Source organism: Leifsonia sp. YAF41 (assembly GCF_052113185.1).
Taxonomy (GTDB): Bacteria; Actinomycetota; Actinomycetes; order Actinomycetales; family Microbacteriaceae; genus Cryobacterium.
In genome coordinates this window covers 128,828-150,624 of record NZ_JBFRCS010000007.1, presented here as the reverse complement: position 1 = coordinate 150,624, position 21,797 = coordinate 128,828, and the positions used below count along the sequence as shown (strand labels likewise).

At 64.7% G+C, this 21,797-nt stretch carries 26 protein-coding genes; 19 read left to right on the top strand and 7 right to left on the bottom strand.

The annotated features are described in order from the left end of the window. Window positions 1–24: 24 nt before the first annotated feature. Window positions 25–774: a signal peptidase I gene (gene lepB, locus AB4Y63_RS08485; RefSeq protein ID WP_441790619.1), complete on the bottom strand. Its 750-nt coding sequence runs from the start codon at window positions 772–774 to the stop codon at window positions 25–27. A 141-nt stretch (window positions 775–915) separates the two neighbouring features. On the opposite strand from lepB, the gene AB4Y63_RS08480 reads away from it, so the two are divergent. After that, window positions 916–1,785 carry an alpha/beta hydrolase gene (locus tag AB4Y63_RS08480; RefSeq protein ID WP_441790618.1) on the top strand — a complete coding sequence of 290 codons (870 nt, stop codon included), beginning with the start codon at window positions 916–918 and terminating at the stop codon, window positions 1,783–1,785. Window positions 1,786–1,793: 8 nt separating this feature from the next. Here the strand turns inward: AB4Y63_RS08480 and AB4Y63_RS08475 are convergent, their stop codons facing one another. Continuing rightward, entirely contained in the window at window positions 1,794–2,225 is a 432-nt protein-coding gene (locus AB4Y63_RS08475) for an Lrp/AsnC family transcriptional regulator (RefSeq protein WP_441790617.1), read from the bottom strand. A 122-nt stretch (window positions 2,226–2,347) separates the two neighbouring features. On the opposite strand from AB4Y63_RS08475, the gene AB4Y63_RS08470 reads away from it, so the two are divergent. Together AB4Y63_RS08470 and ctlX are read left to right on the top strand one after the other, a co-directional pair. Next, the gene (locus AB4Y63_RS08470) at window positions 2,348–3,388 is read left to right on the top strand and encodes an ornithine cyclodeaminase (RefSeq protein ID WP_441790616.1); all 1,041 of its coding nucleotides are present in this window, start codon (window positions 2,348–2,350) and stop codon (window positions 3,386–3,388) included. 6 nt (window positions 3,389–3,394) lie between these two features. Continuing rightward, window positions 3,395–4,366, top strand: a complete 972-nt coding sequence (ctlX, locus tag AB4Y63_RS08465) for a citrulline utilization hydrolase CtlX (RefSeq protein ID WP_441790615.1) — start codon at window positions 3,395–3,397, stop codon at window positions 4,364–4,366. A gap of 100 nt (window positions 4,367–4,466) precedes the next feature. On the opposite strand, the gene AB4Y63_RS08460 is transcribed toward ctlX, so the two are convergent. Beyond that, window positions 4,467–5,162 (bottom strand): NUDIX domain-containing protein, encoded by a 696-nt coding sequence (locus AB4Y63_RS08460; RefSeq protein ID WP_441790614.1) that lies wholly within the window; start codon window positions 5,160–5,162, stop codon window positions 4,467–4,469. Between the two features lie 85 nt (window positions 5,163–5,247). On the opposite strand from AB4Y63_RS08460, the gene AB4Y63_RS08455 reads away from it, so the two are divergent. Then, the gene (locus AB4Y63_RS08455) at window positions 5,248–5,760 is read left to right on the top strand and encodes a DinB family protein (protein ID WP_441790613.1); all 513 of its coding nucleotides are present in this window, start codon (window positions 5,248–5,250) and stop codon (window positions 5,758–5,760) included. A 130-nt stretch (window positions 5,761–5,890) separates the two neighbouring features. On the opposite strand, the gene AB4Y63_RS08450 is transcribed toward AB4Y63_RS08455, so the two are convergent. Further along, the gene (locus AB4Y63_RS08450; protein WP_441790612.1) at window positions 5,891–6,745 is read right to left on the bottom strand and encodes a hypothetical protein; all 855 of its coding nucleotides are present in this window, start codon (window positions 6,743–6,745) and stop codon (window positions 5,891–5,893) included. 82 nt (window positions 6,746–6,827) lie between these two features. On the opposite strand from AB4Y63_RS08450, the gene AB4Y63_RS08445 reads away from it, so the two are divergent. From AB4Y63_RS08445 to AB4Y63_RS08425, 5 genes are all read left to right on the top strand, one after another. After that, the gene (locus AB4Y63_RS08445) at window positions 6,828–7,322 is read left to right on the top strand and encodes a 2'-5' RNA ligase family protein (protein WP_441790611.1); all 495 of its coding nucleotides are present in this window, start codon (window positions 6,828–6,830) and stop codon (window positions 7,320–7,322) included. Between the two features lie 208 nt (window positions 7,323–7,530). After that, on the top strand, window positions 7,531–8,640 hold the full coding sequence (locus AB4Y63_RS08440; protein WP_441790610.1) for an ABC transporter substrate-binding protein: 1,110 nt from the start codon (window positions 7,531–7,533) through the stop codon (window positions 8,638–8,640). After that, window positions 8,637–9,500, top strand: coding sequence for an ABC transporter ATP-binding protein (locus tag AB4Y63_RS08435; RefSeq protein ID WP_441790609.1), 864 nt, complete (start codon window positions 8,637–8,639; stop codon window positions 9,498–9,500). The genes AB4Y63_RS08440 and AB4Y63_RS08435 overlap by 4 nt, the downstream gene beginning before the upstream one ends. Next, window positions 9,493–10,365, top strand: coding sequence for an ABC transporter permease (locus tag AB4Y63_RS08430; protein ID WP_441790608.1), 873 nt, complete (start codon window positions 9,493–9,495; stop codon window positions 10,363–10,365). The genes AB4Y63_RS08435 and AB4Y63_RS08430 overlap by 8 nt, the downstream gene beginning before the upstream one ends. A gap of 60 nt (window positions 10,366–10,425) precedes the next feature. Next, window positions 10,426–11,790, top strand: coding sequence for an NtaA/DmoA family FMN-dependent monooxygenase (locus tag AB4Y63_RS08425; RefSeq protein WP_441790607.1), 1,365 nt, complete (start codon window positions 10,426–10,428; stop codon window positions 11,788–11,790). A gap of 144 nt (window positions 11,791–11,934) precedes the next feature. Here AB4Y63_RS08425 and AB4Y63_RS08420 read toward each other — a convergent pair whose 3' ends face one another. Further along, window positions 11,935–12,543 (bottom strand): PadR family transcriptional regulator, encoded by a 609-nt coding sequence (locus tag AB4Y63_RS08420; RefSeq protein ID WP_441790606.1) that lies wholly within the window; start codon window positions 12,541–12,543, stop codon window positions 11,935–11,937. Between the two features lie 141 nt (window positions 12,544–12,684). Here AB4Y63_RS08420 and AB4Y63_RS08415 point away from each other — a divergent pair, with 141 nt between their 5' ends. From AB4Y63_RS08415 to AB4Y63_RS08375, 9 genes are all read left to right on the top strand, one after another. Beyond that, entirely contained in the window at window positions 12,685–13,188 is a 504-nt protein-coding gene (locus AB4Y63_RS08415; RefSeq protein WP_441790605.1) for a flavin reductase family protein, read from the top strand. Beyond that, the gene (locus AB4Y63_RS08410; protein ID WP_441790604.1) at window positions 13,188–13,682 is read left to right on the top strand and encodes a riboflavin kinase; all 495 of its coding nucleotides are present in this window, start codon (window positions 13,188–13,190) and stop codon (window positions 13,680–13,682) included. The genes AB4Y63_RS08415 and AB4Y63_RS08410 overlap by 1 nt, the downstream gene beginning before the upstream one ends. A 79-nt stretch (window positions 13,683–13,761) precedes the next feature. Then, window positions 13,762–14,442 carry a winged helix-turn-helix domain-containing protein gene (locus AB4Y63_RS08405; RefSeq protein WP_441790603.1) on the top strand — a complete coding sequence of 227 codons (681 nt, stop codon included), beginning with the start codon at window positions 13,762–13,764 and terminating at the stop codon, window positions 14,440–14,442. Then, window positions 14,442–15,848, top strand: a complete 1,407-nt coding sequence (locus AB4Y63_RS08400) for a sensor histidine kinase (protein WP_441790602.1) — start codon at window positions 14,442–14,444, stop codon at window positions 15,846–15,848. The genes AB4Y63_RS08405 and AB4Y63_RS08400 overlap by 1 nt, the downstream gene beginning before the upstream one ends. A 176-nt stretch (window positions 15,849–16,024) precedes the next feature. Continuing rightward, window positions 16,025–16,606 carry a M15 family metallopeptidase gene (locus AB4Y63_RS08395; protein ID WP_441790601.1) on the top strand — a complete coding sequence of 194 codons (582 nt, stop codon included), beginning with the start codon at window positions 16,025–16,027 and terminating at the stop codon, window positions 16,604–16,606. A 292-nt stretch (window positions 16,607–16,898) separates the two neighbouring features. After that, a complete protein-coding gene (locus tag AB4Y63_RS08390) occupies window positions 16,899–17,204 on the top strand; it encodes a hypothetical protein (protein WP_441790600.1) in 306 nt (101 codons plus the stop codon). Then, window positions 17,204–18,283 carry a peptidoglycan-binding protein gene (locus AB4Y63_RS08385; RefSeq protein WP_441790599.1) on the top strand — a complete coding sequence of 360 codons (1,080 nt, stop codon included), beginning with the start codon at window positions 17,204–17,206 and terminating at the stop codon, window positions 18,281–18,283. Before AB4Y63_RS08390 ends, AB4Y63_RS08385 begins: the two co-directional genes overlap by 1 nt. After that, on the top strand, window positions 18,280–19,119 hold the full coding sequence (locus AB4Y63_RS08380) for an ABC transporter ATP-binding protein (RefSeq protein ID WP_441790598.1): 840 nt from the start codon (window positions 18,280–18,282) through the stop codon (window positions 19,117–19,119). Before AB4Y63_RS08385 ends, AB4Y63_RS08380 begins: the two co-directional genes overlap by 4 nt. 65 nt (window positions 19,120–19,184) lie before the next feature. Beyond that, window positions 19,185–20,330: an ABC transporter permease gene (locus tag AB4Y63_RS08375; RefSeq protein ID WP_441790597.1), complete on the top strand. Its 1,146-nt coding sequence runs from the start codon at window positions 19,185–19,187 to the stop codon at window positions 20,328–20,330. Window positions 20,331–20,337: 7 nt separating this feature from the next. Here the strand turns inward: AB4Y63_RS08375 and AB4Y63_RS08370 are convergent, their stop codons facing one another. Together AB4Y63_RS08370 and AB4Y63_RS08365 are read right to left on the bottom strand one after the other, a co-directional pair. After that, window positions 20,338–20,658, bottom strand: a complete 321-nt coding sequence (locus tag AB4Y63_RS08370; RefSeq protein ID WP_441790596.1) for a GYD domain-containing protein — start codon at window positions 20,656–20,658, stop codon at window positions 20,338–20,340. A 207-nt stretch (window positions 20,659–20,865) separates the two neighbouring features. Further along, complete coding sequence (locus AB4Y63_RS08365) at window positions 20,866–21,270, bottom strand: arsenate reductase ArsC (protein ID WP_441790595.1); 405 nt, start codon at window positions 21,268–21,270, stop codon at window positions 20,866–20,868. A gap of 136 nt (window positions 21,271–21,406) precedes the next feature. Between AB4Y63_RS08365 and AB4Y63_RS08360 the strand changes: the two genes are divergently transcribed. Next, window positions 21,407–21,757, top strand: a complete 351-nt coding sequence (locus AB4Y63_RS08360) for a metalloregulator ArsR/SmtB family transcription factor (RefSeq protein WP_441790594.1) — start codon at window positions 21,407–21,409, stop codon at window positions 21,755–21,757. The last annotated feature ends 40 nt before the right edge of the window (window positions 21,758–21,797 follow it).

Here is a 21,797-nt window from a genome sequence, read left to right as displayed (position 1 = left end):
CGACTGATCCAGCGCGCGACTGATTCAGCGCGCGTCAGACGGTGGCGTGCCGGCGAAGGTGGCCGGAAAATTGTCGAGCCAGGCCCAGTGCTGCGTGGGCCAGCTGACGACAAAGGCGCGCCCGACGACATCGTCGCGGGCAACGAAACCGGTGGCCGGGTCGTCAGTCTTCAGGTAGTGGTAGGCCGAGTCCGCCGAGTTGAATCGGTTGTCACCCATCACCCAGAGACTCCCGGTGGGAACCGTCACGCTGAAAGCTGCCTTCGCCGACAGGGAGTTCTCGCTCGGCACCTGGATGTACGGTTCGTCGAGGGAGATGCCGTTGACGCTCAACTGCCCGGATGCCGTGCAGCAGACGACAGTGTCACCGGGCAGTCCGATGACGCGTTTGATGAGGTGGTTCTCGCTGTCGGATGCGCTCAGTCCGACAAAGGCCAGCGCGCCGTCGAGCATCCCGGTCAACCCGGTGGCAGCGGGCGGCGGGGCGTCCAACCATCCGCCCGGATCCCGAAAAACGACAACGTCGCCGTGCTCGATCGGGATCACGGCGGGCACGAGCTCGTTGACGAGGATGCGGTCCTGGACCCGCAGGGTTCCCTCCATCGATTCCGACGGGATGAAGAACGCCCGAACCAGAAATGCCTTCACGAGCGCGGAAACGAGAATTGCCACGATCACGATCACGAGGAGGTCGCGCACGAACTTCAACGTGCTGGAGCTGGAGCCCGGTCGGCCCGGCCTGACGGTCGGAGGCGAAGTCTCGTCGAACGTCATGGCCTGATCCTACGAGTTGGCGGACAGGAGAGCACCGATTTCGCCGGAACTGGTCGCGGGGGACGTGCACGCCTAGCCAATGGCATCCGTTCGGCATACTCTCCGACCAGTTGGCGTCACCCGAGAGAACTGAGGATCACGATGAGCGACACGGAAACCACCGCGACACTGGCCGAGTGGGAACTCGCCGAGGTCGAGAAGGCCAATGCGTCTGGGCTCGTTCCCGTTGTTTTCGTGCACGGCCTGTGGCTGCTCTCCAGCAGCTGGCAGAAGTGGCGGGATCTCTTCGAAGACAACGGCTTTGCGACCCTTGCGCCGGGCTGGCCGGATGACCCGGCGACGGTCGCAGAGGCGCGGGAACACCCCGAGACATTCGCCCACAAAATGGTGCAACAGGTCACCGACCACTACCTGGCCGCCATCGCGATGCTGTCGAAGCGGCCCGTGGTGATCGGGCATTCCTTCGGCGGCTTGATCGCACAAAAGATCGCCGGCGAGGGGGTCGCCGCCGCGACCGTGTCGATCGATAACGCGCCGTTCAAGGGAGTGCTGCCACTACCCCTGTCGGCGTTGAAGTCGGCGGCTCCGGTGCTCGGAAATCCGACCAACGCCGGCAAGGGCGTGGCATTGACCTTCGAACAGTTCAAATACGGCTGGGCGAACAACCTCGACGAGGCCGAAGCACGTGAACTCTTCGAGACCTACCATGTGCCGGCCGCCGGGGCGCCGCTATTCCAGGCCGCGACGGCGAACTTCAACCCGTTCGGCGGAGAGACGAAGGTCGACTCGAAGAACCCCGACCGCGGCCCGCTGCTGATCATCGCCGGAGAGAAAGACAACACCGTTCCGACAGCGATCACCAACGCCAGCTACAAGATTCAAGCGAAGAACCCGGGCATCACCGTCGAGACGACCATCCCCGGTCGGGGACACTCGCTGACCATCGACAACGGCTGGCGCGAGGTGGCCGACGAGGCCCTCGCCTTCGTGCAGGAGCACGCGGCGTCCTGAGGCGGTGACTAGCGCAGTACCGAGCTCAGCAGCAGGCTGGTCTCGCTGTTGATCACGCCGTCGACCAGGCGGATGCGCCCGAGCACCGCGTCGAATTCGGCGAGCGTCTCGCAGCGCAGCTCGGCGACGAGGTCCCAGCCGCCGTTGGTGGTGTGCAACGCCCGGATCTCCTGAAACCCGCGCAAGGCCCGGATGACCTGGTCGGTCGTGCGCCCCTGCACCTCGATCAAGGTCATCGCCTGGATCGCGAGCGGATCGAGTTCGTCGCGCACCCGCACGGTGAAGCCGATGACCGTGCCAGAGCTGACCAGGCGTTCGAGCCGGCTGTTCACCGTGGCCCGAGCGACACCGAGGGTGCGTGCCAGCGTCGCCACCGGCGCTCGGCCATCTTCGCGCAGCGCGGCGATAAGCCGACGGTCGAGGTCATCCAACACAGCCATACGCACAATGTACATCTATTGGTAGCAGTCTGTGCAATTGTGGCTGTGGTTCTGTGCATTCTGCCAATGGCTGTTACATATCGCCTAGATCTAGCGTTGAAGGGTCCAAGAAGGAGTAACACATGACGCGTTTCGTTGATGTTCGAAATATGGTTCGCTGGGTGGCCGACACAGGCCCCGAGACCATCATCGCCGGCCTGATCGACTACATCGAGAGCGACTTTCGTCGCTGGGAGAGCTTCGACCGCACCCCCCGCATCGCCAGCCACACCCCCTTCGGCGTGATCGAACTGATGCCGACGAGCGACTACGAGACCTACGGCTTCAAGTACGTCAACGGGCACCCCAACAACCCGGCGCGCGGTTTCCAGACCGTCACCGCCTTCGGCGTGCTGTCCGATGTGCACAACGGCTACCCCACCTTCCTCTCCGAGATGACGGTGTTGACCGCGCTCCGCACGGCAGCGACATCCGCCATGGCCGCCAAGGTGCTGGCCCGCGCCGACTCGACCACCATGGCCATGATCGGCGCCGGCAGCCAGGCCGAGTTCCAGGCCCTCGCCTTCCGCACCGCCCTCGGCATCTCGAACATTCGCATCTGGGACACCGATCCGGCCGCAATGGAGAAGTTTGTGCGCAACGTCGTGCCGCTCGGTTTCACCGTGCACATTGCCGACAGCGCAGCGGATGCCGTCGCCGGTGCCGACGTGATCACCACCTGCACCGCAGACAAAGCGTTGGCGACCGTGCTGACCCGCGACCTCGTCGTGCCGGGCGTGCACATCAACGCGATTGGCGGCGACTGCCCCGGAAAGACCGAGCTCGAGGCATCGATTCTCGACATCGCCGATGTCTTCGTCGAATTTCCGGAGCAGACCCGGATCGAGGGCGAGATTCAGCAGATGCCGGCCGACTTCGCGGTCACCGAGCTGTGGGAAGTGCTCACCGGGCGCGCCACCGGGCGTTTGGCCGGAGCTGCCGGAGCCGAACAGGTCACCGTATTCGACTCGGTCGGATTCGCCATCGAAGACTTCTCGGCGCTGCGTTACGCCCGGGATGCCGTCGACGCGACCGACTACTACGAAGACATCGACCTGGTGGCGAACCCCGACGACCCGAAGAATCTCTTCGGTCTCGTCGGCGCGCTGTCGCCCGTGAGCTAACTCCCGGTGTCAGTGCAGGCGCCGTCGGCTGTCGTTCTGATTCGGCCGCATCATTTCGAACCGAACCCGCTGACGGCGGCCGACAACGCCTACCAAGACTTGGAGCATGGGCAGGAGCTTGCTCGGCTGGCGCTCGCCGCGCATGCCGAGGTGAGCGCCGTCGCATCCGCTCTCGAGCAGGCCGGCGTGACCGTGCATCTGTTCGAGGATGAGTCGACCGACCGGCCCGACAGCGTGTTTCCGAACAACTGGCTGTCGACGCATTCTGGTGGGCACGTGGCTATTTTTCCGATGTTCGCGTCGAATCGTCGGCGCGAACGTCGGGGTGACATCGTCGATTTCTTGAAGAGTCACTACCGGGTGCAGGACGTCATCGATTACTCGGGTCTCGAGTACGACGACGTGTTCTTAGAGGGAAYCGGGGCGATGGTTCTCGATCACGAGAGCCGGGTCGCCTATGCCTGCCGGTCGAATCGGGCCGACCCGGTGGCGCTGGAGCGGTTCTGCACGAACTTCGGCTATGAACCGATGGCGTTCGACGCGGTGGATGAGCATGGCACGAAGATTTATCACACCAACGTGCTGATGTGCGTGGGTACGAAGTTCGCCCTGATCGGCCTGGACCGCATCGTCTCCCCGGCGCGGCAGCGGGAGGTGGCCGAACGGTTGACGGCCCGCGGACGCACCCTGATCGAGCTCACGCCGGAGCAGATCCGCAATTTCGCGGGCAACGCGATCGAGTTGGAGGGGCGCGACGGCCCGGTGCTCGCATTGTCCCGTCGGGCGTACGACAGCCTTTCCGCGCAGCAGATCGCTGCACTGGAGAAGAGCTGCGCCCTGCTGCCGCTCGAGATCCCGACCATCGAACTGGCCGGGGGCTCCGTGCGGTGCATGCTGGTCGGCATCCATCTCGACCCGCGTCCGCAGGCCGCCATCTCGCTCGCTGCCGCCGCGTTTCCGGTGCGGGCCGCTCCATAAAGGAGGACTTTCTGCGACTTGCCGACCCAAACCGCCAGTCCTGATCGGCGTGGCGCAGAATCTCCTCCTTTGCGTACGTCGACGTTGACGTCGACCGCGGCTATGCCCGGCCGAAAACGTTCAGGGCGGCCCACTGCAACAGGATGACCGTCTTGCCGTCGACGATTCGGCCGTCGGTGATCATGGTCAGGGCCTCGGCAACGGGAATCGTGAGCACCTCGATGTCTTCGCCTTCTTCGACAACCCCGCCGCCCGGACCGGTCTGGTCGGCCGGCGTGTACGGGGCCACATAGAAATGCACCCGCTCGGTGACCGAGCCCGGGCTCATGTAGAGATCGAAAACGTGCTGCAGGATGCCCACGGTCACGCCGAGTTCTTCGCTCGCTTCCCGGCGGATGGCCACGTCCGGTTCGTCGTCATCGAGCAGTCCGGCGGCGGCCTCGATCAGCATGCCGTCTGGGTGGTCGTTCACGTAGGCGGGAAACCGGAATTGGCGGGTAAGGAGCACCGTTTGCGCAGCCAGGTCGTAGAGCAGGATGGTGGCGCCATTGCCACGATCGTAGGTTTCGCGCTGCTGAGTCGACACCTGGCCATCGGCACGGCGGTAGTCGAAAGTCGTGCGTCGCAGCACATGCCAGCCGTCGGAGGTCACCTCGACACGGGTGACGGCCACATCGGGGTTGCGGGTGAGGTCGGCGCCGACCCGGTCGAGCCCGGTGCGACCGCGACCGTCGGGCACGTCGACTCCCCGATGGGTAGGAGTGGCGGGCGGGTCGGTCGGTGCGGCAGTGGTCATAGTGTCGAGGCTACTCAACGCGGGCGTCCGGTGTTCATGGCCACTGCGTGTGGCCAATCGGCGCCGGGTGCGAGAGACTCTCCACATGGACCAGCGCACTGACCCCGACCTCGTCGCCCCCGAGCGAGCCGCCCTGGACCAGTTTCTTGACTACCACCGAGCCACCCTTCTGAGCAAGACGGATGGCCTGGGTGCGGAGGCGATGGCTGCCCGGCTGCCCACCTCGGAGTTGACGCTCGCGGGGTTGCTCAAGCACCTGGCGCTGGTCGAGTCCAGTTGGATTCAGGAGCGCTTCCTCGGCAGGCCCGAGGAAGAACCCTGGGCGAGTGCGCCCTGGGATGACGACCGGGATTGGGAGTTTCACACCGCCGTCACGGACGATCCAGAGGAACTGCGCGAGCTTTACCGCGCGACCTGCGGGCGCAATCGGGCGGCATTGGCCGGCGTCGACCTGGATGCGCTCTCGGTGGGGCGTGACAGCGAGGGGCGGCAGTGGAGCCTCAGGTGGATACTGCTGCACCTGATCGAGGAGACGGCGCGGCACAACGGCCACGCCGACTTGCTGCGCGAGGCCATCGATGGGGTTGTCGGCGAGTAGCCGACGAGCCGATACAGCCGGCAACCATCGCCTGAACGCAGCAGTGGAGATTCTACGAATTGTCGACTCAGACCGGCGGTTACTCGCGAGACTTGCGGAATCTCCGCTGTGAGGGAGACGAAGGGTGGCGTCATGATGCGGTCGCACGCCGGGCGGAGACTATGAAGCCGGCACCGGTAAGCGCCACCAGCATTCCGGATGCCGCGAGACCGGTGGCCACCCAGTTGCCGGAGTCCACCGTGACGGTTCCCACGCCGTCGGCGCGCAACCAGGTGCACTCCCGCCCCATCGGCCAGGCGGTGAAGTTGCCGGTGACAATGCCGGGACGCTCCGAGATCTCGGCGAGCGGGGAATGCGGACCATCCACCAGGCATTTGTAATCTGCGCCCTGGTAAACGGCGGCGACGAAGCTGAAGAATGTGATGCCCAACGCGGTGAGAAGGCCGGCGATGCAGAGCACGAGACCGAGTCGTCGGCGCTCGATGGCTGAGGCCCTGGTCGAAAGCGGCGGGGCGGCAGCCTGACCCGGCGCAACCAGCGTGCGTCGGAGGAGAACGGTGATGAGACCTGCCCACACGGGCCCACCGATCAGAATGTAGCCGGCCGCCGTGCCAACCACGATGGCAAATCCCCCGGTCATTCCCGGCCGACCGGGAATCCATTCCTCGGCAATGAGCACGGCGAGCGGCGCCACAACCACGCTCACCGATGCAGCGACTGCCCCGCGCCACGCATATCCCCATCGGGTGGTCGGAGCCGCGCTCGCAGTGAGAAGAAACAAAGTCAGAAATCCGCAGGCAAGCGCCGTCGCCGTGACGAGCGGGCGCTGGACGAGCACAAATACTGCGGTCGTGAAGGAGGCGCCGGTGCCGACGACGACGAGAATTGTCGCGACCGCGACGGTGAGAGCGAGCGCCCCGATCACGGACGCCGAAAACCGAACGGCGGATGTGATTGGCAAGCGAGTCGCAACGGGGGCTTCCATGTGCGGAACGCTAGCGCAGGTTCCGCCTGCCATCGCGGAGGAGGGAGACGGCCGACCAGCGGCATCCACTTAAACTCAGACCATGTCCCGCCTCGTCATTGTGCTGCCGCTCACCCCGCTTGAGGTGGGGGAGAGCTTCGCCGTGGCGGACTGGCCCCTGCACATCACCGTGCTTCCGCCGTTTCTCACCAGCGCTGAGCCGGCGGATGTTGCAGCTGCGATCGAGGAGGCCGCCGCCGGTCAGACGGCGCTCGCCGCGACGGTCGGCCCCGACGCGCTGTTCGGCCGCCGCCACAACATTCCCGTCTCACTCGTTGACGACAGCCCGGCGCTCACCGCGCTCCACCGCGCGCTGAAGGAGGCCATGCGTCAGTTCGCCGCGGCTCCGGAGGAACCGGCATTCACCGGAGTGGGCTTTCGCGCCCACGTCACGGTCAAGAATCAGGGCCGGGTACACGAGGGTGATGTGCTGACGCTCACGCAGATCGCGGTCGTGGACATGGCGCCGCGGGCAGCGGCCAGCGGGCGCACGGTGTTGGCGACGCTCGACCTGCCAGCACCTCGACCGACCGACTGACGCCCTCACTCGCGCGTCAACGAACCGACGAGGCCCGAATATCGGCGTCACAAGGGCGGGCCCCCGAAGGGGTTAGCGCGAAGCGACAGTTTGTCTCGTTTTGTTGTTCAAATGAGACGTAAAAAAGTTTGCACAGTCAAGATTGAATATGTTAGCTTTGCCCAGCCATCCAATGACGGATAAGGCCAGGGAAGGAATCTCGATCCAAGTGACAAATTTTCTTGATAAGCAGGCTCTCCGCCGGAGCTCCTATGTTGTCGGCTTGCTTGCCGCGGCCTTGACTCTCAGCGCCTGCGCAGCAAGCCCGGCTTCAACGCCCAGCACCTCCGATGCGGGAGTAGAGGTCGACCAGGCCACCTGCGATCGCAACAGCGCGGCCGGCCCCATCACCTACATCTCGGGTTACGGATACTCGGCCAGTGCCGGCCAGCTCGACGTGTTCCTCGCCAAGGAGCTGGGCTACTTCGACGCCCTCTGCCTCGACGTTGAAATCAACGCCTCTGGTGCGAACGGCCAGCAGCTCGTTTCGTCGGGTCAGGCCCAGTTCACCGCACTCGGCTCGGCGTCCGACGTCATGCTGGCCGCCGCGAACAGCCACAACCTGACCGCGGTTGCCACCTACGGCAGCGACTCGCCCTTCTCGATCTTCACGAACGAGAACATCAAGAGTCTGAAAGACCTTGAGGGCAAGAAACTCGGCTACTTCATCAACATGACGCCGATCGCATCCGCGATGTTGGATGCTGCCGGTGTCGATGTCTCCAAGGTCGAACTGATCAAGATGACCAACTACGACCCCACGGTCGTCACCCGCGGACAGGTCGACGCCATCGTCGGCTACGCGTCGAACCAGCCGGAGAAGCTCAAGTCGCTCGGTCTGCCGTTCAACCAGTTCCTGCCGTCTGAGCTCGGCATCAAGGGCACCTACAACGTGATGGAGGCGAACTCGAAGTTCCTCACCGAGAACCGCGAGGTCTCGGCCGATTTCATGCGTGCCAGCCTCAAGGCGCTGCAGTACTGCCTCGACAATGACGACAAATGCATGGACATGATCAGCACGCTCGCCGCCGACAACAACCAGGGCGACGCGTTCCCGAAGGACCAGCAGGCCCGCACCTGGGCTGTTGAATCGAACTGGGTGCGGAACAGCACCGCCGGGATGCCCGGCGTGCAGACGACCGCCGAGTGGGAAGACGAGTACAAGCTGGTCAAGCAGTTCGGCAACGTCAGCGAGCTGCCGAAGCTGGAGTCGATGATGGACACCAAGCTGGTCGCCGATCTCTACAGCGACGACGCGTTGATCTGGCCGGGCAAGTGAGCTCCGAACTTATCGATGTGACCAGCGCGGTCGGGAACCGATTCGCGGCTTCGGCCGCCGGTTCCCGGCCCGCGGGCAACACCGGAGTGCAGGTCACCAACGTCTCGAAGAGCTTCGGCCCGGCCGGGGCCAAGACTCTGGTGCTCGATGACGTAACGCTGTCGATCAACGCCGGTGAGTTCGTATCGGTGATCGGCCCGAGCGGATGCGGCAAGTCCACCCTGTTGAAGGTGATCGCCGGACTCAGCGACGCCGACGAGGGCACAGTCACCATCGACGGAAAAACGGTGAAGTCGGCGACCAAGGGCAAGATGATCGGTCTTGTGCCCCAGTCGCCGGCCCTGCTGCCGTGGCGCACCGTGCTGGAGAATGTGACCTTGCCGATCACGGTGAACCCCAAGGCGAACGCCGGACGCACCCTCCGTGACCCGAAGGAAATCTTGGAGTCGTTCGGCCTCGGCCACGCGATCAACAAGTATCCGTCGCAGCTCTCGGGCGGCATGCAGCAGCGCGCGGCCATCGCTCGCGCGTTCGTCTTCGACCCGAGCGTGCTTCTGATGGACGAGCCCTTCTCGGCTCTCGACGAGATGAACCGCGACCAGCAGCGCATCGGATTGCTCGACTTCTGGCAAACCAACCGCAAGACGGTGCTGTTCGTCACCCACTCGGTGCCCGAAGCGATCATGCTGTCCGACCGCATCATCGTGATGGCCGCACATCCCGGTCGCATTGCCGAGGTGATCGACGTCAACCTGCCGCGCCCGCGGGATGCCGATGTCTACGCAACCGACGAATTCCGCGACCTTGAGGGTGCAGTGCGGTCGTCGCTACAGAGTGTCATGGAGAAGAAGTATGTCTAACCTGCACACGGTGCCGAGATCGACAACGCAGTCCGTCACCGAATCAAATGCTGTGCAGGCCGGCACACGGAAGGGGGCTGCCCAGTCGGCCGCGCCGCGCCGCGGACTGAAGTGGGGAACGTGGGCACCGCCCACCATCACTTTCATCGTCGCGGGTGCGCTCTGGCAGGCCGTTGCCCTCGCCAACCCGTATGTGATTCCCACGATCGACGCCGTCTGGTCGAGCCTGGCCAAAGAACCGATGATGTACTGGTCGAACTTCTTGGTCACGCTGCAGGAGGTCGTCATCGGCGCGGGTGCCGGCATCCTGTTCGGGTTCCTTCTCGCGGTGATCATGGCGGAGTTCCAGATCATGGAGCGAGCAGTCATGCCGCTTATCGTCGTGGTCATGGTCACCCCGGTTGTGGCCATCGCCCCGGCCCTCGTGGTGGCATTCGGCTTCGGCATGATGCCGAAGTACATCGTCACCGCTCTCGTCGTCTTCTTTCCGATGCTGGTCAACTCGTTGGCCGGGCTGCGGGACGTCGATGGGCGTGCGCTCGACGTGATGCGCACAATCCACGCGAGTCGCTGGGAAATCTTCCGCGACCTGCGCTTCCCCGGCTGCATGCCGTTCGTCTTCGCGGGGCTGCGCATCGCAATGCCGCTGGCGATCGTCGGTGCGGCAGTGGCCGAATTCGTCGCTGCCGGTCAGCAGGCCGGTCTCGGTTCCCTCGTCACAATCGCCGCAGCGCAAGCCAACCTCGCCGTCACCTGGGCCAGCATCGCGCTGCTCTGCCTGATGGGCGTGACCCTGGTGTCGCTACTGGCGCTGCTACGCAAGCGCGTCTTGTGGTGGAGCGAAGACACCACAGTCGCCCGCTAGTCGCCGCGAGGCACGCTGCCTCGTCACTTCACACAAAAAATCAGCACGAAAGGCATCACAATGAAACAGCTTCGCTTCGGCCTGTTCGAAAACGCTCAGACCAACGACTCCGGAACGGCAACCTGGCGTCACCCTGACAACCAGAGGCACCTCTTCGACACCCTCGCCTACTGGAAGAACATCGCCGAGATCTGCGAAAACGCGGGCCTGGACTTCATCTTTCTCGCGGATGCCTGGGGCTGGGCCGACGTCAACGGCGAACGACCCGACATCTGCACGGTTGAGGGCCTCGACCTGCCGCGTCTCGACCCTGCGATCGTTGCCGCGGCACTGATCTCGAGCACCGAGAACCTCGGCCTCGTGCTGACCGGTTCCACCCTGCTGGAGCAGCCGTACTCCTTCGCCCGCCGGATCGCGAGCCTCGACCACCTGTCGAAGGGCCGCATCGGCTGGAACGTGGTCACCACGGGAACCGCCGAGACCGCATCCGCTGCCTTCGGCGTGCCGATGGTCGCCCACGACGAGCGATACAACATGGCCGACGACTTCATGGAACTCGTATACAAGCTGTGGGAAGGCGCCTGGGAGCCCGACGCACTCGAGCTCGACAAGCAGGGACGTTATGCCGACCCCGAGAAGGTGCACCGCATCGAGCACGAGGGCCCGTACTTCCGCAGCAACGGCTACGGAAACACCTCCTACTCGCCGCAGGGCACGCCGGTTCTCTTCCAGGCCGGCTCCTCGGAGCGCGGCCGTGAGTTCGGCGGCCGCCACGGCGAATGCATCTTCCTCGGTGGTGCACCGGTCGATAAGCTCGCCGGCCAGGTGCAGGCCATCCGTGCCGAAGCCGTCGCCGCAGGGCGCGCAGCCGACTCGATCAAGCTGATGGCCGCGTTCTCCTGCGTGGTCGCCCCGACGCATGAAGAGGCTGAGCAGAAGTACCAGGAGGTGCTCGACGCGCAGACTCCCGAGGTGGCCGTCGCGTCGTACGCCTGGTTCACCGGGCTCGACCTGTCGTCGTACGACCCGAGCACGCCGATGACCGACCTGCACACCGAGCTGTCGCAGACCCAGGTCGCGCGCTTCGCCGGGCTCACTGTCGGCGATGTGCTGAAGGACTGGCACGCACACGGTGTGCGCTCGAAGCCCGTCATCGGCACCCCCGAGGAGATCGCAGACGCGATCTGCGAGCTGGCCGAGGGCGCTGACCTCGACGGCTTCCTGTTCACTCCGGTGATCCAGCCCGGTTCGACGATTGACTTCATCGAACAGGTCATGCCGATTCTGCGTGAGCGCGGCGTCGCCGGCACCGGCTACGACGCTCCGACGTTGCGTCAGCGGCTGGTCGGAACCGAGACTCCTGTTCTGCGTGACGACCACCCGGGTGCGGGCTTCCGGGCGCAGCAGGCCGCGTTGACGCTCTGATCCCCCCTCAGGGCTGAAGTGAGAATCCGTGGCGCCGGCCGATGGCCGGGGTCACGGATTCTCGCGTTCGAGAGGGCGGATGCAGGGGCGGATGTAGGGGCAGAAGCGACAGTGGATGCCGCAGCTGCCGCCGCGAGGCTGCGTTTAGGCGTCGAGCGAGCGAGCCGACCGGGCGCGGTCGCTCTCGGGTTCCCCGGCGAAGCTGTACTCGCCGGCCTTCACCCGCTCACCGAGTTCTCTGGCCCACTGTTGTTCGCCGCGCAGGCGTGCCGTCGACAACTCGAAGATCTCGCGAACGTAAAGCGGGGTCGTCGTCGACTTGGCGACATCCTCGATGTGAAAGCCGTTGCTGGCGATCTTGGCGTTGATCTCGTTGACGCGGTGGTCGAGGGCCGCGATGACCTCTTCACGGCTCAGCGCGAACATGAACGACGTGAGGGCCATCACCGGCTTGGTGTCGAAGGTCTCCACAGTCCACAGCGTGAGCCGGAGCAGGCGAAGAAATTCGACCTCTCCCTCTGGCGTCATCTGATAGATGGTGCGCTCGGGGCGCTTGCCGGCCGACTCGGTGCCATTCTCCTCGATGTAGCCGTCTTGCTTGAGGGAGCGCAGCGCGTTGTAGATCGAGCCGGGCTGAATGTTGGCCCATTCGTCGACGTGCCACGTCATCAGTTCGCGGCGCAGAAAATAGCCGTGAACAGGCTGAAATTGGTGTACGGCGCCCAGCACGATCAGGCGGGTAAGGCTCGACATTGCTCCATCGTAAGTCAGCAGATGCGTCGCGTCCCCGAATGAATCACGTTTTATATGTTCAAATCTGAATAAGTACTAGAAATATGATCAAACTTGACTAGTGTGATGACTGAGTCATTTCAATGAAGAAGGAGTTACGTGATGTCTACCGCGACAAACCTGGAGACCGTGCCGCCGGAAGTGGCGCTGCGTCGCGCATTTTCTCTCTTTCCGACCGGCGTCGTCGCCGTCTGCGGACTCGTTGAAGACCGCCCGGTCGGCCTGGCCGTCAACTCCTTCATCTCGGTGTCGCTCGACCCGCCCCTGGTGGCCGTCAGCGTCGCCCGCACCTCGAACACCTGGCCTGTGCTCGCCGACAGCGCCCAGCTCGGCCTGAGCGTTCTCGGGGCAAACCACGAGACACTCTGCCGCAAGCTCGCCTCGCGCAACACCGATCGGTTCGAAGATGCCGAGTGGCACGCGACGGACGACGGGGCTGTGTTGATGCACGGCGCTGCTCTCTGGTTGGAGTGCAAGGTCTCGGCGACCGTCGACGGTGGTGATCACGAGATCATCCTGCTCGAGGTGCTGAACTCCGACGTGTTCCCCGAGATCACCCCCCTGGTCTTTCACCAGAGCCAGTTCCGCGGACTGCTGACCGAATAATGACCGAGGTCGGGGGATCGAGCAGTGTCGGCGCGATCGTGGGGGGCGCCATCGTCACGGACGGCAACGTCACCGACGCCATCGTCACCGGTGGCGCTGTCTCTGGCGGCGCTGTCTTCGGCGGAATCGTCGTCCACGGCGACAAGCGAGGGCGCCAGCTCGGCTTCCCGACGGCGAACGTTTCAGTGGCCGAGGGCTTCGAGATTCCGGCTGACGGGGTGTACGCCTGCTGGGTGAGTTTTCCGCCGGAGACCGCCCGGCACGGCGCCACCGTGAGCATTGGCGACAACCCCACCTTCGACGATGTGACGGACCGCCGTATCGAGGCCTTTGTGCACGACCTCAATGCCGACCTCTACGGCCGCTCCGTTCTCGTGACGATCGCGGCACGCCTCCGCAGTATGGTGCGCTGCGACACGCTCGATGAGCTGATCCTGCGCACGAAAGAGGATGTCGAGCGGTCGCGAGCGCTGCTGGCCGGAGCCGTCGCGTAGCCTCCGAGAGGCGAATCGGGGGCGACCCGAAGTCGCTCACAGGCCGTCACCCGTAAGCTCAGCGGGGGAGGTGGACAGGATGGTACGAATTCTTCTCGTCGAGGACGACCGTGAGATCAGTCAGGCGTACCGGTTAACGATGTCGCGGCGCGGCCACGAGGTCGCCGTCGAGTTCACCGGCGCCGGGGGCGTGCTTTCGGCGATTCGCGGTGCTCACGATGTGGTCGTTCTCGATGCGATGCTGCCGGATCTCGACGGATTCGACGTATGTCGTCAGATTCGAAAATCGTCCTCAGTGCCGATCATCATGCTCACCGCGCGTGACCAGGATTCCGATATCGTCGGCGGCCTGGAAGCGGGAGCAGATGACTACGTCATCAAACCGGTCGCGCCGGCGGTTCTCGAGGCGCGCATCCGTGCCGTCATGCGTCGCAATGCTGAGAACGACACCCCCGACGACGACAGCCTGCTTCACCACGGCACGCTCACGGTGAACCTCGACTCATTGATCGTCACGAAGGCAGGGGCCGAGCTCTCACTCACGCCGACGGAGCTGAAGCTCCTCGCGGAACTGCTGCGGAATCCCGGGCAGGTGCTCAGCCGGGATCAGCTTCTGGACCGGGTGTGGCTCACAACAGAGAATTCCGCCGGGCGAAGTGTTGACGCCGCGATCCAACGGTTGAGAGCAAAGATCGAAGACGACCCGGCACAACCGGTCATGCTCCATACAGTACGAGGCTTCGGATACCGGATCGGTTGATGTTTCGTCGCCGCAACATCGGGCTCCGCGGGCGCCTGATCCTCGCGTTTGGCCTGGTCGCGGCGGGAGTCGCCCTGGCGACCTCGGTCTTGCTGACGTTCAATGCTCGCACTCTCATTTTCGAGTCCAGACAGAACGTGTTATTGAACGAGTTCAGCGACGGCGCCGCCGCCGCATTCGACGCACTCCCGCCGCACCCCAGCGAACAAGAACTCGGTTCGCTGATCGAGTTGTTCCCTGACGGGGCAACGCTGATCAACCAAACGACCGGCGCAGAAGTCGGAAACCCAGTGGTCGGATTTGTGCCCGACGCGGTGCTTCAGTCGATGGCGGAGAGCAGCGATGCCGTGACATTCCGTCGGATCACCGTCAACGGTCAGCTGCTCTTCGTGATGGGGGCGAACAGCCGGGCCAGAGCCGACACCAACGGTGACCAGGTGAACGTTCTGGTCGTCGAGTCGCTGCAGGACGAGTCAGAGCAAGTTACGCACCTCGTGGGCTTGAGCCTCGCAATCACTGCCCTCGCCGTACCCTTGGCGGCAGCGCTCGGCTTCGTGATCGGCACCCGATTCACTCGTCCGTTGAAGAGGATGGTGTCGAGCGTCACCGATCTCGGCAGCGGCCGCACTGTCACTCCCCAGTACACCGGGTATGCGGATGTCGACGCCGTGCTTCTGGCCCTGTCGGAAACGTCGAAGTCCCTCGACGACACCATCGAACGCCTGAAAGAGCGCGAGCAGCTGTCACGGCAACTTGTCGCGGATGTCTCCCACGAGTTGCGCACGCCTCTCACCTCCATGGTGGCGATGGCCGACATTCTGGAAGACACCTCGGCGGCCACCGACGAGGAGGTGCGCATCGCCGGCGAGGTGACGGCGAAAAGCACCCGCCACCTCTCGAAGCTCGTCAGCGATCTCCTGGAGATGTCCCGGGTAGACGCGGGCGAGGCCGACCTCCAACTCGAACCGCTCGACATCGCGCTCCTCCTCGAAGACGTCACCGATCGCAGCGATGGCGCCGGCGCGGTGCGCATCCGGGCTGAGAACAACGATCCCCTCACGAGCGATGCGCGACGACTGCGGATGATTCTCACGAACCTCCTGACCAACGCGTCCCGCCATGGCGTGCCGCCCGTCACCGTCACGAGCACCTCGGAAGACGGATGGCGGGTTGTCCGGGTCGTCGATGAGGGTCCGGGAATTTCCGACCAGCATGTGCCTCACCTTTTCGAGCGCTTCTATCGGGGGAGCGCGGCCAGAGGACGCAGCACGAGCAGCGGTTTGGGGCTGGCGATCGCCCGCGAGAACGCCCGTCTGCTCGGCGGAGATATCACCGTCGAACCTGGTGCCACCACCGTCTTCGCATTGCGCCTGCCAGAAAACCTTCCCGGGTCTCACGAAAGCTGACTTCAGCTCTGCAATCGGCCGGGCTTCAGCGCGCCTGCAGTCGCGATGACTCACTGCGAACACTCAGGTTTCCGTAGCCGTCTTGTCGCATTGCGAAGACGGCTGAGTCGCAGAGGCCGCCGAAGCTGATCACAGAACAAGCGGATCCCCGCTCTGTTGATCACAGGAGTCACCGAATGTCCCCACTGCCAGGCTGCGTGACGCGCAGGTCAATAAGTCTCTGCATCACCGCCGCTTTGTCGATGCTCGCGGTCGTCGGGTGCGCGGCGGTGGGGTCGCCGACGGGCGCCGACGGCGGGATCTCGTCGGAGTCCGTGCACTCCGCAGCTCACGGCTACCTCGAAGAAGGGGAACTGGTCTCACCATTCGACGACTCGCTTCCCCTGATCTCACAGCTCGATCCCGCTCTGCGGGAGGCCGTTCGCGCTGCCGCAACCGCCGCAGAAGCTGACGACTACGACATCCGCATCGCCTCGGGTTGGCGAAGCGCTGACTACCAGCAGAGCCTGCTCGACGACGCCATCGTCGAATACGGCAGTGAGGACGAGGCCCTGAAGTGGGTCAGCACGCCGGAAGCCTCTGAACACGTCAAAGGAAACGCCGTCGACGTCGGCCCCACCGACGCATCCGACTGGATGAGCCGATTCGGCGACGAGTTCGGCCTCTGCCAGATCTACAGCAACGAGATGTGGCACTACGAGCTCGCCACCACACCCGGTGGCGAATGCCCGGACAAGCGCACGGATGCGAGCGGGTAACAGGCCATCGGGCCGCTCCAGAGCCGCGACACAAGCTCGGCGCTCCGCCTCAATCTTTGCGTTCCAATCCATTCATTCAGAAAAGAAACTCATGTACACACACGCCCCATCCAACCGATTCACCCGAACCGCGCGATCCACTCGGCGCGCTCGCCTCGGCGCAGCGCTCGCCGTGCCGGTGCTCCTCCTGAGCCTCGCCGCCTGCGCCCCCGCGTCGGAATCCGCCGGCGGTTCGACGAGCCCCGATAAGTCGACCGCGAGCTCCTTCGAAGACAAACGTTTCGACTGGGAATTGAAAGTCACCCAGTGCCTGAGAGACGAAGGGATCGAGATCACCGACCCAGACAAGGAAAAGGGAATCGGCGAGTTCGTTCAGGACGATGCCTTCACAGCGGCATTCAAAGTCTGCTCGGAGAGGATCGGAGACCCGCCTCTTCCAGAGAATCGCGCGAGTGATGAGGAGATGTTCCAGGAGTCGCTCAAAGCGACGAAGTGTCTGCGCGAGAACGGGGTCGACATCGCTGACCCGCCGCCCGAGGGGGGCGTGCACCTTCCTGACGTGGAGATCCCCGAGTCGGTGCTGGACAAGTGTCTCTGATGCGGCGTCGCTGGATCGTCGGTGTGGCGCTCGGCGCAACGATCGCGCTGGCCGGAGGCGCAGCCTGGGTGCTGTGGGGGTCTCAGACCGCACCATCCGCATCGGGTACGTCGGACGAACACTCACGCGCAGTCGCAACTGCCCCGGTCATTCACGGCTCAGTGGCTCAGGAAACCCAGTTGAGCGGCACGCTGCAATTCTCGGACCAACACGCCATTCTGGCCGGGCTCTCCGGTGTCGTGACCGGGCTGCCCGCGGTGGGAGCAACAATCGGGCTCGGGCAGACCCTCTTCACGGTGAGCAACCGGCCGGTGGTTCTGTTCCACGGCGGGTTGCCGGTGTGGCGCTCGTTCGAGCGGGGGATGGACCCCGGCCCCGACGTGGCACAGCTCGAACAGAACCTCGCGACGCTCGGCCACTTCACGGGTGACGTCGACGCGGAGTTCACCGCCGCGACGGCGCGGGGGATCAGTGCGTGGCAAAAGGCCTCCGGGCAGCCCGCCACCGGAAGCCTCGAACGGGGTTCCGTCGTGTTCAGCTCCGGTGACATCCGAGTCGCTTCACTGACGTCGGCGATGGGGGCCGAGGTCGGCGCCGCCAGCGAGATCATGACCGCGTCAGCGGATCTGAAGATCGTGATGGTCGATGTGAAACTCTCGGATCAGGCACTGGCGATCGTGGGTGCCGCAGTGACCGTCGTCGCGCCCAACGGCACACCGATCGCGGGCTCGGTGAGCAGTGTCGGCCCGCCGGTCGAAAAGACTCAGCAAGACGGGGGCGGTGCGGCAAAGATCGTGATCCCGGTGGTCATTGCGCTTGACGACCAGGCAGCAATCGCCGAGTTCCAGCGGGCGTCGGTGACGGTGACGTTCTCCAGCGTGGCCAGCGACAGCGTGTTGACGGTTCCGGTGGAGGCGCTGATCGCATTGGACGACGAGCTGTTCGGCGTCGAGGTGGTTGTCGGCGACGCTCCACCGGCCCGGGTTCCTGTCACAACGGGACTCTTCGCCGCCGGCCGAGTGGTGATCGCGGGCGAGGGGATCGCCGAGGGTGTCGTCGTTGTGGTGCCGGAACGATGAGTGAGCTCGGTGCCACTCTCGAGGAGGCGCTGCACCCGGACCTGGTCGAGTGGCCGGCCGTATTCATCCGGCCGGAACCCGTGATCCGGCTCGAAGATGTCGGGCGCGAGTACGGCAGCCCTCCGGTTCATGCGCTGCGCGGCGTCAGCCTCACAGTCGACCGGGGCGAGTTCGTGGCCATCGTGGGGCCGAGCGGGTCAGGCAAGTCGACCATGCTCAATCTCATTGGCACGCTCGACCGGCCGAGTAGCGGCCGGGCGTTCATCAACGGGACGGATGTGCTTGACCTGTCCGACAGGGAGCTGTCCGCACTCCGCGGCCACAGCATCGGGTTCGTGTTTCAGCAATTCCACCTCAGCGAGGGAGTGTCGACACTCGACAACGTGGCCGACGGCCTGCTCTACGCGGGAGTGCAGCGCGGAGAACGCCGGATCAGGGCGCGTCACGCGTTGGAACGCGTGGGCCTCGGACACCGGCTCACGCACAAGCCCAGCCAGCTTTCCGGCGGCGAGCGGCAACGGGTGGCGATCGCCCGGGCGGTGGTCGGGGATCCGCCATTGTTGCTCGCCGACGAGCCGACGGGAAATCTCGATTCACGTTCGGGTGAGAGCATCGTCGAATTGCTCCACGACTTGAACCGGGCGGGAACCACGGTGGTGGTGATCACCCACGATGCGGAGTTGGCGGAGCGTCTGCCGCGCCAGATCGCGATCAAAGACGGCCGGCTGATCTCTGACACCGGCTTGTCCGGCACACGTTTGTCTGGCGCCTCGGGCATCCGCTCGTCCGACACACGCCCAGGCGACAGCCCGGTCATCGAACGGAGAACAGAATGATCCGCAGGAGAAGGGCACGCCCCCAGTCAGGTGAACCTCGTTCGCGGCTGCATGCCGGAGACGCGGTGCACCTTGGCTCGGCCGGTCTGCGCGCACGACCGACGCGGGCTGTGCTGTCCGCGCTCGGTATCGCCATTGGTATCGCCGCCATGATCGCGGTGGTGGGCATCTCGGCGTCCAGCCAGGAGCGGCTCACCTCGCAACTCGAGGCACTCGGTACGAATCTGTTGACCGCACAGGCGGGGGAGAGCGACGGGAAGACGATCCCGTTTCCCTCGGATGCGTCGGCTCGAACCGAGCGGATCCCGGGCGTCGAGGCAGCGTCGGCAACGGCCGAGCTCGACACGATCCGGGTGTACCGCAATAGCTTCATCGATCCAGGGCTCACCGCTGGGCTGAGCGTTCGCGCTGCCGAGCTGAATCTGCTCGACGTGATCGGCGGTCGGGTCGTCACCGGGGACTGGCTGAATCCGGCGACCGCGAGTTTTCCGGCGGTCGTGCTCGGCGATACCGCCGCGAGAAGGCTCGGCGTCACCTCGGTGGGAACTCAGGTGTGGCTCGGCGAACGCAACGTCACGGTGGTCGGCATCCTCGCCCCGGTGGTGCTCGCATCGGAGATCGACAGCGCCGTCCTGATCGGGACCACGGTCGCGGTCAGCCACTTCGGCCACACCGGGCAACCGAACACCCTTTACGAGCGTTCGACGGATGCCTCGGTTCCGCGGGTGCGCACGCTGCTGGGCCCCAGCATCCAGCCCGAAGCGCCCGGAACGGTGGCGGTGTCACGCCCGTCGGACGCGTTGGCCGCGAAGAACGCCGCCGACGAAGCATTCACCGGGTTGCTTCTCGCACTCGGGTCAATCTCACTGCTCGTCGGTGGCATCGGAGTAGCGAACACCATGGTCATCTCGGTGCTTGAACGGCGGCGGGAAATTGGGCTGCGCCGGGCGCTCGGAGCGACTCGCGGGCACATCAGGGTGCAGTTCCTCGCGGAGGCACTGCTCTTGTCGGCGCTCGGCGGGGTGGCCGGCGCCGGTCTGGGTGCGGCCGTCAGTACTGGCATTGCGCTCGGCAACGGCTGGGTGCCCGTGGTGCCACCGTTTGTCTTGGTCGGCGGGGTAATCGCCACCCTGATCATCGGTGGTCTCGCCGGTCTCTACCCGGCCATTCGGGCGGCGAGAACCCCACCGACGGTCGCGCTCAACAGCTAAAGGGTGTCTATTGCCCGGGGGCACGGTACGACGGGGTCTTCTGGGCGGCCTCGTCGAGATCCTCCGGGGTCATCAGCGGTGTGAGGTGCATGTTCACGGTGCCCGTCGAATTGATCAGGAGCGAGAGGGCGGCGGCGTCGGCCTGGTTCGGGATCTCGAAGACTCCGAGCGCGTCGGTCTCACCGAATGCATAGTAGAAGCATTCGAGCGTGCCTCCGGCCGACTTGAGGGCTTCGACAACCGCCTCGCGGCGCCGGGTTCCGCCTTCGCGCAGCAGGCCCTTGATGCCGTCGCCCACATAGTTCGCTTCGAACAGATACTTGGTCATGGTCTTTTCCTGTTCCGTGAGGTCCAGGAGATAGGCATCCAAGATGCCCGGCACCCACTGGGGTGAGGTCCCGGAGCCGATCCCCGCAGTGGGCCTGGGCACAGCGTAGGCCCGGCTCGTCGACCTGACAACGCCTGTTCGGGAGTGCTCGCGCAGGGGTATCGTCGCTCGTTGCGACACCGGCGTGAGCGTAGGGTCGATCGTCGGCTAGTCGCTGAGGATCTCGCTCAGCAGCACCTCAATGCGCCGCTTGATGTTGTCGCGAATCGGGCGAACGGCCTCGATGCCCTGCCCGGCCGGGTCGTCGAGCTGCCAGTCTTCGTAGCGCTTGCCGGGGAAGATGGGGCAGGCGTCACCGCAACCCATCGTGATGACGACATCCGAGTCACGCACCGCCTCGGTGGTGAGCATCTTGGGGATGTTGTCGGCGATGTCGATGCCCTCTTCGGCCATGGCGGCGATAGCGACTGGATTGATCTGGTCTTTCGGCTCCGACCCGGCCGAGAGCACGTCGACCCGCCCGCCGGAGAGCGACTGCAGGTAGCCGGCGGCCATCTGCGAGCGACCGGCGTTGTGAACACAAACGAAGAGAACTGTGGGCTTTTCGGACACGTCGTGTGCTTCTTTCGCAAGGGGGTCGGGGGTGGCTGCGGAGCGAGCGAAACGATGTTCGCGGGCTCCCGCATCCGCTGATCAAAATCGTAGGAACTATATTGACGTTTGTCAATATAGTTGTCATGATGTTCAGATGACGTTGACCGAACTGCTCCCTGTGACCGATGTGACGGCGTGCTGCGAGCCGCTCAGTCGTGAGTCTCTCAGCGCGCAGAATGCGCAGAGTTTGGCCGGTTCGCTCAAGGCTTTGGCCGACCCGGCCCGGCTACGTCTGGTCTCCATGGTCGCCGCGGGCGACGGCGGCGAGGCCTGCGTCTGTGACCTCACCGAGCCGCTGGGCCTCTCGCAGCCGACGGTCTCGCACCACCTCAAAATTCTGGTGGATGCCGGATTTCTCACCCGCGAGAAGCGGGGGCTCTGGGCCTACTACCGCCTCGTGCCCGGCGCGTTGGATTCCATCAGTCGGCTGCTCATCACAATCTAGCGCCGCACCCACAATCTCAGCTTTCAACTCTCAGGAGCAA